The organism is Crossiella sp. CA198, assembly GCF_052078295.1.
Classification (GTDB): Bacteria; Actinomycetota; Actinomycetes; order Mycobacteriales; family Pseudonocardiaceae; genus Crossiella.
In genome coordinates this window covers 1-16,374 of the sequence record NZ_JBQJIM010000035.1, presented here as the reverse complement: position 1 = coordinate 16,374, position 16,374 = coordinate 1, and the positions used below count along the sequence as shown (strand labels likewise).

Sequence of the window (16,374 nt, the reverse complement as noted above, 5' to 3'; positions counted from 1 at the left end):
TTGGACCGCCTCACTGACGCCCTTTTCCGCAACAGCAGGCTCATCGTCGTGGCCTGGATCCTGCTGGCCATCACCGGCGGGGCCTTCGCCATCGGACTGGAAGGCCGGGCCGTGCCCGGCGGCGAGGCATCCTCGACCAGCCAGGCCGAATCGGTGGCCCGCGAGCTGAGCCGCAACGGCGTGCCCGCGTTGTTCGTCGTGGTCACCGGCAAGGCGGCCACCGCGGAAGGCGCTGGGGAGCTGAAGACGGTCCGGGACAAGATCGCCGGCACCGAGGGCGTGCGCGAGGTGCAACCGCTGCCGTTGCCGCCTGCCAAGGAGGGCACCGGGCCGCTCACCGTCTTCGGCGTGTCCAGCACCGGCGGCATCGACGGCTCCATCGGGGTGGCCAACAAACTCCTGGACATCGAGGGGCTGGCGCCGGGGGACAGCAAGGTCTTCCTCGGCGGCTACGGCGCGCACCGGGAGGAACTGGTCCAGCTCTCCCGCAGCGACCTGCTGCGCGCCGAACAGGTCGGCCTGCCCATCGTGCTGGTGGTGCTGCTGCTGACCTTCGGCACCCTGTGGGCCACCCTGGTGCCACTGGCCATCGGCGCCTCCGCGCTGCTCGGCGGCCTCGGCGTGGCGGGTGCGCTGGCCTTCGGCATCCCCTTCTCCGAGTACGTCACCAACTCGGCCACCATGGTCGGCCTGGCGCTGGCCATCGACTACGCCATGTTCCTGGTGCAACGCGTCCGCGAACTGCTGCTCGGCGGCCTCGAAGTCGATGACGCGGTCCGCACCGCCATGCGCACCACCGGCGTGGCCGTCGCCTGGTCAGGGCTCACCGTGCTCGTGGCCGAGGCCGGCATGTTCATGGTCGACTCCAGGGCCATCCAGACCGCGGCGCTGGGCATGATGCTGGTGACCGCCATGGCCATCGTGGCCGCGCTGATCGGCGCGCCGATCGTGCTGCGTGCCCTGGGCCACCGGATCCTGCGCAAGAAGGAACGCGCCCGGCTGGCCGCGGGCGAGGTCAGCACCGCGCACGTGGACGGCGAGATGTCCGGCTTCTGGGGCCGCTGGGGCCTGCGGGTCACCAAACGCCCGTTGCTGTGGCTGGTCGCGGGCACCGCGGTGCTGGCCGCGCTGTGCCTGCCCGTGCTGGACCTGGTGCAGAAGGTCGACCTGCCCACCGCCAGCCAGATGCCGGTGGACTCCCAGGTCCGCCAGTCCACCGAACTGGGCGCCAAGGCCTTCGGGCCCGGCGTGTTCGCCCCGGTGGAGATCGTGGTGCACGGCAGTTCCGGCGAGGTCCGCGGCAACGCCGAACGGATCGCGCAGGCCCTGACCGGCAACCCGGATGTGCTGGCCGCCCGGCCGATCCCGCTGGACAACACCGAGGCCTACCGGGTCAGCGTGGCCACCACGCACAGCCCTTCCGACGACCGCACGCACGAACTGGTGCGCAGCCTGCGCGGCGGCAGCCTGCACGAAACGCTCTCCGGCATCCGGTTCGAGGTCGGCGGCGAGACCGCGATGCGCATCGACGCCACCGACGCCCTGTTCGCCAGCCTGCCGCTGATGCTGCTGGTGCTGCTCGGTCTGGTGCTGCTGCTGCTGATCGTGGCGATGCGCTCGATCATCCTGCCGATCAAGGCCGTGCTGCTGGTGGTGATCTCCCTCGGCGCCAGCATCGGCGGGCTGCTGCTGTTGTCCACCACCGAGATCGGCGCCCGCATCATCGGCTGGTCGGATCCGGCCGATCTACACCCGATCGTGCCGATCACCATCGTGTCCGTGGTGATCGCGCTGTCCACCGACTACGAGGTCATCCTGATCTCCCGGATCGCCGAGCGGTACCGGGAAACCGGCGACAACACCGGCTCGATCATCGACGGCGTGGCCCGCACCGGCCGGGTGATCAGCAGCGCCGCGGCCATCATGATCGCGATCTTCTTCGGCTTCGCGCTCTCCGATGTGACCCCGCTCAAACAGCTCGGCGTCGGCCTGGCCTTCGCGGTGCTGATCGACGCCACGGTGATCCGCGGGGTGCTGGTCCCGGCCAGCATGCAGCTCATGGGCCGCTGGAACTGGTGGTTCCCCGGAAAGCAGGAAAGGAATCCCGACAGTGCGCAACCCCTTGGCGACGATCGCCTGGGCGAGCCGGATCGTGCTCGCCAAACGGACGGTTCCCCGGCTGGAGCCACCGTTCGAGATTGATCTCGACCTCTACCACGGCAGCGACTACGAGAAGATCATCCCGGAGCTGGTGGACATCGAGCACCGGCTCAAGGGCAAGCCCGCCGACCGCCGGGGCATGCGCTGGATCCACCAGCCCGACGGCACCGTGCTCTTCCACGGCGAGCGCGTCCTGGACGTGCCGTATGAGGACTTCATCACCCGGGTGCCGATCGGGCACGTCGGCCAGTTCTACCGGGACTCGCTCGGCCTGAGCACCCGGGTGGTGCAGCGGGACGAGCAGGACCGGGCGCTGCACCAGGGCGTGCGGATCATCGCCTTGCCGCAGCCCAACTACGCCGCGTTCATGGGCAAGCAGGAACTCGACGTCTACAAGCTGGAGAAGATCGACTACACCGAGGACGAGCAGCGGGTCTGGATGCTGACCGTGCACAGCCCCAACGGGTCCGCGGTCTGCGACGACGGCTACATGTCCTTCCGCCGCACCGGCGACGGCCGCGGCACCGTGGTGTCCTTCATGTCCTGCCAGAACTTCCCGGTGCCGCCGCTGATGGCGCTGCTCCGGCTGGACCGCTGGGCCTGGTTCCGCACCCTGGTCACCGAACTGGCCTACCGGCGCTTCTGCGAGGTGATGATGGACAACGTGCAGGACTGCTACGACGGCACCGACTTCCACGTGGGCCGCGCCCAGAGGTGAGCCGCCGCCGTTGTTAGGGTTTGGCCGTGCTCGCTGACGTGCTCGGACTGCTGGCCTGCCCGCACTGCGGCCTCGGCCTGAGCCTGGCCGGGCCCAGCGCGCGCTGCGCCACCGGGCACACCTTCGACCTGGCCAGGCAGGGCTACCTGAGCCTGCTCGCCGGGGACGCGGGCGCGGGCACCGGGGACACCGCGGCCATGGTCGCCGCCCGCGCGGACTTCCTCGGCGCCGGCCACTACCGGCCGATCGGCGAGGCCATCGCCGAGGCCCTCGGCGGAGGGGTCAGCGGGCCGGTGGTGGATCTCGGCGCGGGCACCGGGCACTACCTGGCCGAGGTCCTCGAACAGTCCCCGGCCGCGGTCGGGCTGGCCCTGGACCTGTCCAAGTTCGCGCTGCGCCGGGCCGCGCGGGCGCACCCGAGGGCGGGCGCGGTGGTGTGCGACGCCTGGCGCGGGCTGCCGGTGCGCGAGGGCGTGGCCGCGGTGCTGCTCAACGTCTTCGCCCCGCGCAACGGCCCGGAGATGGCCCGCATCCTGGCCCCCGGCGGCCGCCTGGTCGTGGTCACCCCGGAAAGCGGCCACCTGGGCGCGCTGGTGGACGAGCTGGGCCTGCTGCGGGTGGACGCGGACAAAGGCCGCCGGGTCGACGAGCAACTTGGCGCACACTTCACCCAGGTGGGTGAGATCCGGCGGCGGTTCCGGCTGGGCCTGTCCCGGTCCGAGGTGGCCACCGTGGTCGGCATGGGCCCCAACGCCTGGCACACCGACCCGGCCGAACTCGCCTGCCGGATCGCCACCCTGCCGGAGCCCTACGCGGTCAGCGCCCAGGTGCGCGTCGGGGTTTACCGGTCGACCGGCCCTGTGCGGAACGGCCCTGGTTAGACCGGTCCTGGCCGGAGTTGCCGTGGCCGCCCTTGCCCTTGCCGTAGGCCGCTTTGCCCTGGCCGGTGTTGCCCTGGCCACGACCCGCGTTGCCCTGGTTCGCCCGGCCCTGCGCGGCCTTGCCCTGTGCCGCCTTTCCTTGGGGAGCCCGCAGCCCGCGGTTGGGTGCTTCCTCCCGGCGCGAGCCGTCGGTGCGCAGGTTCTTCGGCAGCGGCGGCCAGGACAGCGACTTGTCCGCGGCCAGCTCGGTGGCGATGCCCAGCCACTGACTGAGCTTGATGGTGCCCACCGGGGCCTGCGATTCGATGCCGATCTCGTGCAGCATCCGGTGCGCCCGGCCCCGGGTGATGAAGGAGGTCAGCGCGGTGCGCGCGGGCACGTTCGGGCCACCGTAGGCGGTGCTCAGCAGGGCCCAGATCACACCCTGGAGGTGCTTGCTCTGGCCGGTCTTGCGCTTGAACACCAGGTGCGCGGCGTCGATCTTGGGCGCGGGGCGGAACGCGGTGGCCGGCACCCGGTGCTTGATCGAGATCTCGAACCGGGCCGCCCACCAGGCGGCCTCCAGGTCCCGCGGCCAGGCCGCGGTGAGCCGCTTGGCCATGCCCCATTCGACCAGCAGGTCGGCCTGGGTGAGCGAGCCGTTCGGGGTGTTCAGCAGGCGGCGCAGCAGCGCGGTGGTGATGGAGAACGGGATGTTGGCCACCACCGCGAACTCCCGGTGCGGCAGTGGCACCGAGAGCAGGTCGTCGTGCACCACCCGCAGGTTCTCGTGGTCGCCGTAGCGCCGCTCCAGGTCGCCGACGAACTCCTCGTCGCGCTCCACGGCGAGCACCCTGGCGCTGGTGCGCACCAGTTCGGCGGTGATCGAGCCGGTGCCCGCGCCCAGGTCCATGACCAGGTCGTCCGGGCCCAGCACGGCGTTGTCCACCAGCTCGGAGATCACCTTCTGGGACCAGAGCAGGTGGACGCTGGAGTGGTTGGGCTGGTGGTTTCGGGGAGGACGACCTGGTTGCACCCCCTTACGCTAGCTGGGCGAGTCCAGTAATGACGAAACCGTGGTCTGCCGGGCGAGCAGGTCGACCACGTCCATCGGCTCGCCACGGCGGGCCATCGCCTGCCGTTGCCGGTGCGCGCCACCGCCCACGGTGCACAGGTGCTCGGTCAGTTCCTCGACCAGTTCCAGCTCCCCGTTGTCGAGCAGGAACGGCCGCAAACGCTGCCGAGCGCGCCGCAGCACGACGCTGACCGGCAGCAGCGCCCCGGACTCCGGATCGGGGCAGTAGCCGCCCAGGCCGTCCCTGGCGGCCCGCCACAGCGCGGCCCGCAGCACCTCGTGCGGGATCGGCTTGGCGGCCACCCCGGTGTCCAGGTCGTGGCTGGCGGCCTGGGCCAGCGCCCGGACCAGCACGCCGAGCAGCACGGCCTCCTCGACGGTGGCGGCCACGTCGCAGACCCGGAACTCCAGGGTCGGCTGCGCCTCGGAGAGCCGGATGTCCCAATAGACCATCTTGCGGTCCAGCGCCGCGCCCACGTGCAGCAGCGCGCTCACACTGGCCTCGTAGTGCGCGGCGGACTCGAAGAAGGGCGGCGGCCCGGCCGAGGGCCAGCGGGCCCAGGTGACGTGCCGCCAGCTGGCGTGCCCGCTGTCCTGGCCGCGGGAGAACGGGGAGTTCGCGCTGAGCGCGAGCAGCAGCGGCAGCCAGGGCCGCAGGTGGTTGCTGAGCTTGATGCCGAACTCGGCATCGGGGATGGCCACGTGCACGTGACAGCCGCAGAGGGTGTCGATCAGCCCGCCGAAGCGCTCGGCGATGACCTGGTAGCGGTCCTGCCCGGCCAGTGGCGGCGGCCAGGGCTCGGCGAGCACCGCGGTGCCGGTGGCCAGCAGGTGCAGGTTCCGCTCCCGGGCACTGGCGGCCAGCCTGCCACGCAGCCGGGTGAGGTTCTCGCCGAGCTGGTCCGCGGTGGTGCAGACCGGCGAGGCGATCTCCACCTGGTAGCGGGTCAGCTCCAGCTGGAGTTCGTCGTCCGAGCCGCTGGCGTCGGCGCCGTGCCGGACCGCGGCGGCCTGGGCCGCCAGCCTGCCGGTGTCCGCGTCGACGAGGATGAACTCTTCCTCGACCCCGAAGGTCCACTCACTCATGGATTCACCCTGCCCCAGCCAGGCGCGCAAGGCTGCGCGCATCCGGGTGGCTACGGGGAGCATCCCGGCAGGGCGGGGAAGTAGGGGCGGTCGACGCGCTAGGTCGCCTCTCGGCGAAAGGCACGACATGGCTCCAGCCGAACGGTATTCCATGAAGGCGGAAAGTGAGCCCGGGGGACACGTAACACGCCGACCGCTACCTACAACTTATCGCACTTGCCGTTTGTTCCCCAAAACTTGACGAAGAGGGCCGTCGGCCGGCGAGGGGGGTGTTACCGACCGACGGCAGTGGACTGACGCGGTGATCTGTGCCCGGATGGGGGAGGCGGTGGTCTGGGGGAGTTCACCGCGTGCCATCCGGCCTGGACAGCGACTCTCGGGTAGGTCGTCGCCGGATCACACACGCGTCAGTCGAAATGTTCAACGGTCTACTACCTCCTCTTGTTCCGGAACCCGGAAGTGCAGTAGGTCACCCCCGTCCGGCGGATTCGCCAGGGGTCGGCGCGCCCGGCCGGGGCACCACCCAGCCGTCCTCCCTGCCCACCTTGGCCGCACCGGCCACGATCACCACGCCGACCGCGATGAAGGCCAGGTGCAGCAGGTTGTCCGCCCAGTTCAGGTTCAGCGGATCGAGGGCCGGATCACCGGTTGCGGCTAGGCCGTAGACCAGCGTCGCGCCGTAGCCGGCGATCAGCAGCCAGCCGTAGCCGAAGGTGGCCCGCAGGCCGCTCGCGCAGATCCCGCCGACCAGGCCGAACACCAGGTGCACCAGGTTGTGCAGCGGGTTCAGCGTGAAGCCGGCCAGGTGCTCGCCGGGATCGTGGCTGAGGAAGTCGGTGAACCCGGTGATCGCGAACCCGGTGAGGCCCAGCAGGAAGAAGACCGCGCCCGTGCTCAGGGCCACCAGCTGTGGCCACGGGAACCGGGCCGGTCCCACTACTTCGCTCATCGCGCACCTCCGCGCTCGATCTCCGGCTACCCGGGCAGGCACCGGCCAAACGCGGCGGGTTGGCAGGATGCGGGGGTGCGAGTGCGACCGGTGTCCTTCGAGGTTCTGGTGGCGGAGGTGGCCGAGCGAATCGCCACCCTGTCCGGACAACCATGGGCGCGGGTGGCCGTGGACGGCGCCGCCGCGGCCGAACCCGAACGCCTGGCCGACGCCCTGGTAGAGCCCCTGCGAGTGCGCGGCCGCCCGGTGCTGCGGGTACGCGCGGCCGACTTCCTGCGCCCCGCCTCCCTGCGCCTGGAACAAGGCCGCCACGACCCGGATTCCTTCTACCTCAACTGGCTGGACACCAACGCCCTCCGCCGCGAAGTCCTAGACCCCTTGTCCCCCAACGGCTCCGGCCAGGTCCTCCCGACCCTCTGGAACCCGGAAACCGACCGCGCCACCCGCGCCGCCCGAGTCCCCCTCCCTCCAGGTGGAGTCCTCCTCCTGGACGGCCCCCTCCTCCTGGGTCAAGGCCTCCCCCTGGACCTGACCGTCCACCTGAGACTCTCCGAACCCGCCCTGGCCCGCCGCACCCCCGAGTCCGCCCACTGGACCCTCCCAGCCTTCAAACGCTACACAGAAGAGGTAAACCCAGAATCCCAAGCCAACCTGGTAGTCCGCCTGGACAACCCCGCCCACCCAGCCCTAGTAGACCCCTAACCCACCCACCCCCGCGCGTGTTGGCCGTTGTCGTACACCGAGTTGGCCGTTATGACGCCGAGTTGGCCGTTATGGACGGTGTGTTGGCCGATGTTGTACGCCACGTTGGCCGTTGTGGGACGCCGTAGGCAGCTGCGGTCGGGCGAAGCCCGGAGCCTGGCGGCGGGGGTGGCTTTTCGAAAACATCCCCCGAGCGGTTCCCCATCCCCGTCAGCCTGGAGAGGACACACCGCATCCTGGGCAAGCGGCCTGCAACCTGCTTCCGCGTGCCCGCCCAACCGCAACGGGCCGCTTGCCCGGGATGTGGTTTGGTATCGGAGGGCTGACGGGGATGGGGAACCGTACGAGCACTGCTCTTTGCCTTTGATCTTCTCCCCCCATCCTTTGATTTCTGCCCGTCCGGCGAGGACGCTCTTGATCTTGATTTTGGTTTAGATCAAAACCCGAAGATCAAAAAGGGATGGCCTCGCCGGCCGGGCAGACCACCGGAGGGGTGGGGCAGATCAAGAGCCGGGTCCAGCGGGTTGCGGGGCGGGGTTTGGGTTGCCGGGGCCTGACCCAGCGTGGCTCCGAGGGCTCGCGTGTTCTCCGTACGGCCTTCCGCCAGCCAACCACACCCCGATGAGCGGCCCCCGTCACCTTGGGAGGCAAGGGTTACGCAGGTTGCAGGGGCCGCTCCTCGGGGTGTGGTCTGCATGCTCCAGGCCGTACGGAGAACACGCGAGGGCCCTCGTCGTGGGGTTTCACCCCCACCCCGCACCCCTTGCCCGTCCCACAATGGCCAACGTGGCGTACAACAACGGCCAACTCGGCGTCCATAACGGCCAACTCGGTGTACGACAACGGCCAACACTCCGGCGGGGGTGCGCTTCTTGTCAGCGAGGTTCGGCTGGTGCGCCTTTCTCGTCCGAGAGCATCAACTGCGCCCACCGGACGTCATGCCATCCCCCGCTTTTCCACCCGATCCGCCGATAAGTCCCCACCACCTCAAACCCCAGCGCCCGATGCAACCCCTCACTCGCCGCATTGGGCAGCGTCATCCCCGCCGCCACCGTCCGATACCCCCGCGCAGACAGCCGCTCGAACAACGCCCCATACAACGCCCGCCCGCCCCCAGCCCGGCGCCGCCCCAACTCCAGATAAACGCTGACCTCGCAGGACCACCGATAGGCCGCCCGAGCCTTGAACGGCCCGCCATAGGCGTAACCCACCACCCGGCCGTCCTCCTCCAGCACCACCCACGCGTGCTCGCGCTGTGCCTCGGCGATCCGCGCGGCCATCTCCGGCACCCCGGGCGCCTCGGTCTCGAAGGTGATCGTGGTGCCGGTGACGTACGGGGCGTAGATCGCCGCACACGCCTCCGCGTCCTCTGCTGCTGCGTCGCGCACTCCGTTCATGAAACTATAGTAGCCAGAAGTGTCGCTATAGTGGACGGCATGTCGGATCCGCTCTCCGTGTCGCTCGCCACCACCGTGCAAGACGCCCGGGTCGCCCGGGATATCACGATCAACGCGCTCGCCCAGCGTTCCGGTGTGTCCCGGGCGATGATCAGCAAGATCGAACGCGGCGAGGCGCAGCCCACCGCGGTCCTGCTGGGCCGCCTGGCCGCCGCGCTGGGCATGACGTTGTCCGAACTCATCGCCCGCGCCGAAGGCGAACGCCGGCTGGTCCGCGCCGCCGACCAGCCACAGTGGACAGATCCGGAAACCGGCTACCGCCGCCGCGCGGTCTCACCAGCCGCGGGCGGGCCCCTCGAACTCGTCGAGGTCGAGCTCCCCGGCAACGCCGTCGTCGAGTACCCCGCGGACACCTACACCCTGGTGCACCACCAGATCTGGGTCCTGGACGGCCGCCTGGACTTCCGCGAGGGCGAGGTCCGGCACGAACTGGCCAAGGGCGACTGCCTCCAGCTCGGCCCGCCCCAGCCCTGCGCCTACATCAACCCCACCGGCAAACCCTGCCGCTACCTGGTCGCCCTCGCCCGCCGCACCTGAAACCGTCCCACTTGGCCCAACTCGCCGCCCCAGTTGGCCCAACTCGGCGTACGAGTTTGGCCAACTGGGCGTACGAGAACGGCCAACACGCCGGGGGATCAGCCCTTGAGGGTTTCGCGGGCCTTCTCGAAGGCGTGGATGGCCTGCCAGACCTCATCCGTGCTGTGCGCGGCGGACATCTGGGTGCGGATGCGGGCCTTGCCGTGCGGCACCACCGGGTAGGAGAAGCCGATCACGTAGATGCCCTGCTCCAGCAAGGCTTCCGCCATCCGGCCCGCCTCGGCCGCGTCGCCGATCATCACCGGCGCGATGGGGTGCTCGCCGGGCAGCACGGCGAAGCCGCGGGCGGTCATCTCCCGGCGGAACAGCTCGGTGTTCTGCCGCAGCTTCTCCAGCAGGTCGCCGGAGGTGCTGATCAGGTCGAGGGCCTTGATCGAGGCGGCGGTGACCGCGGGCGCCAGGGAGTTGGAGAACAGGTACGGCCGGGAGCGCTGGCGCAGCAGCTCCACGATCTCGGCCCGCCCGGAGACGTACCCGCCGCTGGCCCCGCCCAGGGCCTTGCCGAGCGTGCCGGTGAGCACGTCGATCTTGTCCTGCACGCCGAACAGCTCCGGGGTGCCCGCGCCGGTCGGGCCGGTGAAGCCGACCGCGTGCGAATCGTCCACCATGACCAGCGCGTTGTGCTTCTCCGCCAGCGCGCAGATCTCGTCCAGCGGGGCGAGGTAGCCGTCCATGGAGAACACGCCGTCGGTGGCGATCAGCCGGTAGCGGGCGTCCTTGGCCTCGATGAGGCACCGCTCCAGGTCACCCATGTCCCGGTTCTTGTACCGGAACCGCTTGGCCTTGGACAGCCGGATGCCGTCGATGATGCTGGCGTGGTTCAGCTCATCGGAGATCACCGCGTCCTCGGCGCCGAGCAGGGTCTCGAACAGACCGCCGTTGGCGTCGAAACACGAGCTGTACAGGATGGTGTCCTCGGTGCCGAGGAAACCCGACAGCCTGGACTCCAGGTCCTTGTGGATCTGCTGGGTGCCGCAGATGAACCGCACCGAGGCCATGCCGAAGCCCCACTCGTCCAGCGCGGCCTTGGCCGCGGCGACGACCTCGGGGTGATCGGCCAGTCCCAGGTAGTTGTTGGCGCAGAAGTTGAGCACCTTCGGTCCGCCGCCGACGCCGACCGCGGCGTTCTGCGGGGTGGTGATGACCCGCTCGGCCTTGTACAGGCCTGCGTCGCGGATCTCCTGGAGGCTGGCGCGCAGATCTTCGCGCATGGTGCCGAACATCAGGTCCCTTTCGGTGCGAGTGGGGGCGAGACTCAGTTCGTGGTCCAGTCGAGGATGACCTTGCCGCAACGCCCTTCGCGGGCGGTGCCGAAGGCCTCCTCGAAGTCCTCGTGGCCGAACCGGTGGGTGATCACCGGGCTGAGGTCGAGGCCGCCTTCGAGCAGCACCGACATCGAGTACCAGGTCTCGAACATCTCCCGGCCGTAGATGCCCTTGATGGTGAGCATGTTGAGCACCACGGTGGAGAAGTCCACCGGGATCTCCTTGCTGGGCAGGCCGAGCATGGCGATCCGGCCGCCGTGGGTCATGTTCGCGATCATCTCGCGCAACGCGGCGGGCTGGCCGGACATCTCCATCCCGATGTCGAAGCCCTCACGCAGCCCGAGCTGCTTCTGCGCGTCGGCGATGGTGTGCTTGCTGACGTCCAGGGCCAGCGACACACCCACCTTCTCGGCCAGCTCCAGCCGGTACGGGCTGACGTCGGTGATCACCACGTGCCGGGCGCCCGCGTGCTTGGCCACCGCCGCGGCCATCACGCCGATCGGGCCCGCGCCGGTGATCAGCACGTCCTCGTTCATGATCGGGAAGCTCAGCGCGGTGTGCACGGCGTTGCCGAACGGGTCGAAGATCGCGGCCACGTCCAGCTCGACCGGGTTGCGGTGCACCCAGGCGTTGGTCGCGGGCAGCGCCACGTACTCGGCGAAGGCCCCGTTGTGGTGCACGCCAAGGCCCTTGGTGCGGGCGCACAGGTGCCGCCGCCCGGCCAGGCAGTTGCGGCACTTGCCGCAGACCAGGTGCCCCTCGCCGCTGACCAGGTCGCCCACCGCGACCTCGCGCACGGCCGAGCCGATCTCGACCACCTCGCCGACGAACTCGTGCCCGGTGATCAGCGGCACCGGCACGTTGCGCCGCGCCCAGTCGTCCCAGTCCTGGATGTGCAGATCGGTGCCGCAGATGCCGGTGCGCAGCACCTTCACCAGCACGTCGTCGGCGCCGACGACGGGCATCGGGACGTCCTCCAGCCACAGGCCGGGCTCGTCCTTGGCCTTGATCAGGGCTTTCACCAGGCAACTCCAGAGAACTCAGGGACGCGCGAGATGCCTGGAAGTCTGCGTGCGCGCGTGCGCATGCGTCCATCGACGATTACTGAACTGGGGATTCAGTCGGCCTGCACAACGTGCCCCGGCAGCAGTCCGGCGGCCACCGCGACCCGCACCGCCGCGCCCCGGTCCTTCACCTTGAGCTTGGCGAACACCCGTTGCAGGTGGGTCTTCACGGTGGCCTCGGTGACGAACAGGCCGCGAGCGATCTCGGCGTTGCGGCGGCCGGTGGCGACGAGCCGGAGCACCTCCAGCTCGCGCTCCGACAGTTTTGGCCTGCTGCCGTCCTGCTGAACCTCGGCCACGAGTTGGCACAGCAGTTCTGGTGACACGGTGGCGATTCCGGCGCGCGCCCGGCGCACCGCCTCGATCAGCTCGGCTCGGTTCGCGGATTTCAGCAGAAAACCGCGGGCGCCGGCGCGTAATGCCGCGAACACCCGTCGGCCCTCGCCGCTGAACACCAGGACCTCGGTGTCCGGGTGGTATTCGCGGACATGCCTGATCAGCTCAAGGCCGTCGTCGAGGGTGGTGGCCAACTCCAGGAGTACGACATCCGGAGGATACTGGCTGAACTGGGGATACGCGGTACACCATGAGGTCGCGCCGCCGATGTGGTCGATGTCGCCGATAGGTGCGAACACGGTGCGCAGTTCGGTGGTGACAATGGGCTGCGGATCAATGACGAATACCCGGACAACGGCTGACGGTGCCATGGAAACCTCGGGAATTCAGGGGCGGCGTCAGGGATGTCGCAGGTTAACATACTCGATATGTTGTCACTGTGTGGAGTTTCGAGTTTTCGATCCAGCCAGCGTGTGCCACTGCGCGACCCGCCAACTGGTCCAAACCAGATTTCCACAGAGGGGCGACAAGCGCGGGCGGAGATGGTACCTACGGGGTCATGTCAATCCGCCAGGCGCTGTTGGCCCTGTTACAGCAGGGACCCAAGTACGGCTTCCAGTTGCGCGCCGAGTTCGAGACGCGTACCGGATCCACCTGGCCGCTCAACATCGGGCAGGTCTACACGACCCTGGGGCGGCTCGAACGCGATGATCTGGTCGAACCGGCCGGACAGGACGCCGAGGGACACATCTATTACCGGCTGACCCACGGTGGCCGGGGCGAGGTGCAGCGCTGGCTGCAGAGCCCGGTCGACCGCGGCGCGCCCGCGCGCGACGAGCTGGCCATCAAGATCGCCCTGGCGGCGGCGCTGCCAGGGGTGGACGCCCGCGGCATCGTCCGGGTGCAGCGGCTGCACACCCTGCGGGTGCTGCAGAACTACACCCGGCTCAAGGCGCAGGCCTCCGCGGATGAGGACCTGGCCTGGCTGCTGGTGCTGGACTCGCTGGTGTTCCAGGCCGAGGCCGAGGTGCGCTGGCTGGAACTGTGCGAGCAGCGGCTGGCCCGGCGCGCGCAGGCCGTGGAGACCGCCGGTGCCGCGGCGGCTCCGGCGCCTGTGCCCGCCGAGCAGGCAGAACCCGGGCGGGTAGGAGGATGACCTGAGCGCTCCCGCCCGGAAGACTGCTGCCGGAGGTTTTCGGTAACCCTTTGCGGAGGGGGCGGTCTGGTGCGGGGCGGCGTGTTCTCCCCGCCCGCGGTGCGGGCGGTGTGCCGCTTGGTGCTGCGCTGGATCAGCGCGACCAAGGGCGCCAGCCTGGCACTGGCCGTGATGATCTCGGTGCCGGTGGCCGCGACCCTGCTCAGCGACGTGCTCTCGGACGCCCAGCGCGGCAACCCCCGGCGCACGATCGAACAGAACATCGGCCAGGCCGCGGCCAGGGTCACCGACGCGGGCTTCGGCGATGTGCCGATCCTGCAGAACCTGGACGGCACCCAGCTGCGCGCCGCGCTGCCGGCCGAGGTCACACCCGGGCACCGGCACACCGCCCGGCCGGAGCTGCCGCCGGGCGCGCTGGTGCTGACCATGACCCGCTCGCTGCTGACCACCACCACCGGCGCGGCCCGGCTGAGCACCCAGTTCCAGGAGCTGGACTACCTCCATCCGCTGGCCCGCGGCATCACCGAGCAGGTGCGCGGCCGGGCGCCCAAGGGCCCGGACGAGGTGGCGGCCTCGCCGGAGTTCCTGCGCCGGGCCGGGATCGACCTCGGCGCCACCGTGGCGGTGCCAGCGGCCGGGCGGTCCTTCCTGGTGGTCGGGGAGGCCAGGCCGACCAGGGACCACGGTGAGCTGGTGCTCTTCGCCCAGCCCGGCGCGCTCTACGAGCAGCTGCTGCGCGCCGCACCCGCCGAGGCGCCCCGGCTGGGCGGGCGGATGTGGCTGGTGGACAAGGACATCGACTGGGCCGGGGTGCTGGCGGCCAACGAGCACGGGCTCGCGGTGTACTCCCGCGGCGCGGTGCAGGCGCCCCCGCCACCGGAGAAGATCCCGCTGCCCGGCGATCCGCCCGGCGCCTACCGCAGCTTCCACGACCTGCTCATCGACGACCTGACCGGCGGGCACGACCGCAGCCAGTCCACCGGCGAGCGGCTGGGCATGCTGCTGGCCGGGATCGCGGTGGTCCAGGTGATCCTGCTGGGCGGCGCGATGTTCGCCGTGGGCATCCGGCTGGGCCGTCGTCAGCTGGGCGCACTGGCCGCCAACGGGGCCAGCGGCGCTCAGCTGGTGCTGTTGCTGCTGGTCTGGGGCCTGCTGCTGGGCCTGGCAGGCGCGGTGCTGGGCAGTCTGGCCGGCACCGGGGCGGCGGCGGTGCTGATCGAGGTGTTCCTGCGCTTCGACCTGCCGCAGATCTGGCGGTTCGAGGTCGGCCTCGACGATCTGCTGCTGCCGGTCGCGCTGGGCCTGTTCACCGGGGTGGCCGCGGCCGTGGTGCCCGCGGTCCGGGCCGGGCGGACCAAGGCCGGGCAGCTGCTGGCCGAGCGGCGCAGCGACCGGCGGCCGTCCAGGGTCACCCCGGTTTTGGGTGGCGCGCTGGTGTTCAGCGGGCTGGCGGTGGCCGCGGCGGCGGCGTTCTTCCTGGACTGGCGCGGACTGGTGCCGGTGGCCACGGTGCTGATCAGCGTGGGCCTGTTCTGCTGGTTCCCGGCGCTGGTCGGCCGGATCGCCGCATTGGCCCCCGCACTGCCGGTGAGCGTGCGGATCGCCCTGCGCGAGCTGGGCAGGCACCGGGCCCGCAGCGCACCCGCGATCGCCGCGGTGATGATGGTGGTGATCGGCACCATCGCGCTGGACACCCTGGACGCCACCCGCAACGCCTACACCTCCGGCCGCTACTGGCCGACCCTGCCGGACCGGCACGCCGCGGTCCTCATCGCCGACGCGGCCGACCGTCCCGCCGGGCTGGCGGAGTTGCGGGACAGCCTGGGCGAGGCGTTGCCGGTCCGCTCCTTCGCCGAGGTCACCGCGTTGCCGGGGGCCTGGGACACCTGCGGCGCCGGTGGCTGCCCGCGCACGGTGGAGGTGGCCATGGCGCCCTCGGCCGGGTGCGGCGCGGACTGGACCACCCGGGAGCAGTGGCTGCCGCCGGGCGGCCCGGACTGCGTGCACCACCGGCGGCTGCTGGGCGCGGTGGTGGTCGGCGACGCGGAGCTGCTGCGCCGGGTCAGCGGGGTCGCCGACCCGGCCGCGGCGGCCGCGCTGGACCGCGGCGAGGCGGTGGTGCTGGACTCCCGGTACGTGCAGGAGGGCAGCACCCGGTTCGTGGTGAACACCCCGCAGGGCAGCCACGAACTGTCGTTACCGGCCATGGCGGTGGACAGCGAGGTCGGGTCGGCGCTGGTGGTGCTGCCACCGCGGACCGCCGAGCGGCTGGGCGTGCCGGTGTCGCTGCGCGCGCTGGACATCGAGCTGGACCGGCGGCTGAGCGGGTTCGAGCAGGACCGGATCGCCGAGATGGTCAGCGCCGCCGGCCTGGGCAGTTACGTCGAACGCGGCGACACCCGCGAGGCCGCGCTGTTCGCCCTGTTGTTGCTGGCCTGCACCGCGTTGCTGAGCACCACGGCCGCGGTCACCGCCACCGTGCTCTCACTGATCGACACCCAGCGCCACTCGATCATGCTGGCCACCGTCGGCGCCACCGTGCGCACTCGCCGCGCCCTGGCCGTGGCCCAGTCCCTGATCATCTCCGGCCTGGGCAGCGTGCTGGGCGTGCTGGTCGGCATCCTGCCCGCCGCGATGATCTCCGCCCAGGGCGCCCGCCGGATGTGGCGCGAGGGCCCGGTGGCCTTGCCCTACGAGCTGGTGCTGCCCTGGCCGGTGATCGGTTTCGTGCTGGTGGTGGTGCCCGCGATCGCAGCCCTGGTCGCCCTGGCCTGCGTACGCGGCCGAGTCCGCATCGACCGCCGCCACACCTAGGCAAACGCCATCGTGATGCTCCTATGGTTGTCAAGTCGTCTGCAGGGCCTGCATGTCGGCCAGGTCGGCCATCAACCGGGGATAGATCTCTCGGGCCAGATAGCGCTTGAGGCAGCGGATAAGGTGCTTCTTGGT

Annotated in this window: 14 protein-coding genes; 7 read left to right on the top strand and 7 right to left on the bottom strand. The window is 70.5% G+C overall.

Annotation, left to right across the window (positions count from 1 at the left end):
- Genes ACTOWY_RS39395 through ACTOWY_RS39385 form a run of 3 tightly spaced genes read left to right on the top strand, consistent with a single transcriptional unit; the run spans position 1 to position 3,759 of the window.
- Positions 1–2,202, top strand: a complete 2,202-nt coding sequence (locus ACTOWY_RS39395; protein ID WP_441314696.1) for an MMPL family transporter — start codon at positions 1–3, stop codon at positions 2,200–2,202.
- Positions 2,111–2,878: a hypothetical protein gene (locus ACTOWY_RS39390; RefSeq protein ID WP_441314695.1), complete on the top strand. Its 768-nt coding sequence runs from the start codon at positions 2,111–2,113 to the stop codon at positions 2,876–2,878. The genes ACTOWY_RS39395 and ACTOWY_RS39390 overlap by 92 nt, the downstream gene beginning before the upstream one ends.
- Positions 2,879–2,904: 26 nt before the next feature.
- Positions 2,905–3,759 (top strand): putative RNA methyltransferase, encoded by an 855-nt coding sequence (locus tag ACTOWY_RS39385; protein ID WP_441314694.1) that lies wholly within the window; start codon positions 2,905–2,907, stop codon positions 3,757–3,759.
- Here the strand turns inward: ACTOWY_RS39385 and ACTOWY_RS39380 are convergent.
- The 3 genes from ACTOWY_RS39380 to ACTOWY_RS39370 form a co-directional block, all read right to left on the bottom strand.
- Positions 3,695–4,774: an rRNA adenine N(6)-methyltransferase family protein gene (locus tag ACTOWY_RS39380; protein ID WP_441314693.1), complete on the bottom strand. Its 1,080-nt coding sequence runs from the start codon at positions 4,772–4,774 to the stop codon at positions 3,695–3,697. The two genes, ACTOWY_RS39385 and ACTOWY_RS39380, sit on opposite strands and share 65 nt — an antisense overlap.
- Before the next feature lie 9 nt (positions 4,775–4,783).
- Positions 4,784–5,899, bottom strand: a complete 1,116-nt coding sequence (locus tag ACTOWY_RS39375; protein WP_441314692.1) for a carboxylate-amine ligase — start codon at positions 5,897–5,899, stop codon at positions 4,784–4,786.
- A gap of 469 nt (positions 5,900–6,368) precedes the next feature.
- Positions 6,369–6,848, bottom strand: coding sequence for a DUF4383 domain-containing protein (locus ACTOWY_RS39370; RefSeq protein ID WP_441314691.1), 480 nt, complete (start codon positions 6,846–6,848; stop codon positions 6,369–6,371).
- A gap of 75 nt (positions 6,849–6,923) precedes the next feature.
- On the opposite strand from ACTOWY_RS39370, the gene ACTOWY_RS39365 reads away from it, so the two are divergent.
- A complete protein-coding gene (locus ACTOWY_RS39365) occupies positions 6,924–7,550 on the top strand; it encodes a uridine kinase (RefSeq protein WP_441314690.1) in 627 nt (208 codons plus the stop codon).
- A gap of 875 nt (positions 7,551–8,425) precedes the next feature.
- On the opposite strand, the gene ACTOWY_RS39360 is transcribed toward ACTOWY_RS39365, so the two are convergent.
- Positions 8,426–8,947, bottom strand: coding sequence for a GNAT family N-acetyltransferase (locus ACTOWY_RS39360; protein ID WP_441314689.1), 522 nt, complete (start codon positions 8,945–8,947; stop codon positions 8,426–8,428).
- 39 nt (positions 8,948–8,986) lie between these two features.
- Between ACTOWY_RS39360 and ACTOWY_RS39355 the strand changes: the two genes are divergently transcribed.
- Complete coding sequence (locus tag ACTOWY_RS39355) at positions 8,987–9,544, top strand: helix-turn-helix domain-containing protein (RefSeq protein WP_441314688.1); 558 nt, start codon at positions 8,987–8,989, stop codon at positions 9,542–9,544.
- Between the two features lie 98 nt (positions 9,545–9,642).
- Here the strand turns inward: ACTOWY_RS39355 and ACTOWY_RS39350 are convergent, their stop codons facing one another.
- The 3 genes from ACTOWY_RS39350 to ACTOWY_RS39340 form a co-directional block, all read right to left on the bottom strand.
- Entirely contained in the window at positions 9,643–10,827 is a 1,185-nt protein-coding gene (locus ACTOWY_RS39350) for a glycine C-acetyltransferase (protein ID WP_441314687.1), read from the bottom strand.
- Between the two features lie 32 nt (positions 10,828–10,859).
- Entirely contained in the window at positions 10,860–11,891 is a 1,032-nt protein-coding gene (tdh, locus tag ACTOWY_RS39345; RefSeq protein ID WP_441314686.1) for an L-threonine 3-dehydrogenase, read from the bottom strand.
- A 95-nt stretch (positions 11,892–11,986) separates the two neighbouring features.
- The gene (locus tag ACTOWY_RS39340) at positions 11,987–12,640 is read right to left on the bottom strand and encodes a LuxR C-terminal-related transcriptional regulator (protein ID WP_441314685.1); all 654 of its coding nucleotides are present in this window, start codon (positions 12,638–12,640) and stop codon (positions 11,987–11,989) included.
- A 188-nt stretch (positions 12,641–12,828) separates the two neighbouring features.
- Between ACTOWY_RS39340 and ACTOWY_RS39335 the strand changes: the two genes are divergently transcribed.
- Together ACTOWY_RS39335 and ACTOWY_RS39330 are read left to right on the top strand one after the other, a co-directional pair.
- Positions 12,829–13,425 carry a PadR family transcriptional regulator gene (locus tag ACTOWY_RS39335; protein ID WP_441314684.1) on the top strand — a complete coding sequence of 199 codons (597 nt, stop codon included), beginning with the start codon at positions 12,829–12,831 and terminating at the stop codon, positions 13,423–13,425.
- A gap of 69 nt (positions 13,426–13,494) precedes the next feature.
- Positions 13,495–16,239, top strand: coding sequence for an FtsX-like permease family protein (locus ACTOWY_RS39330; RefSeq protein ID WP_441314683.1), 2,745 nt, complete (start codon positions 13,495–13,497; stop codon positions 16,237–16,239).
- Positions 16,240–16,374: the final 135 nt, after the last annotated feature.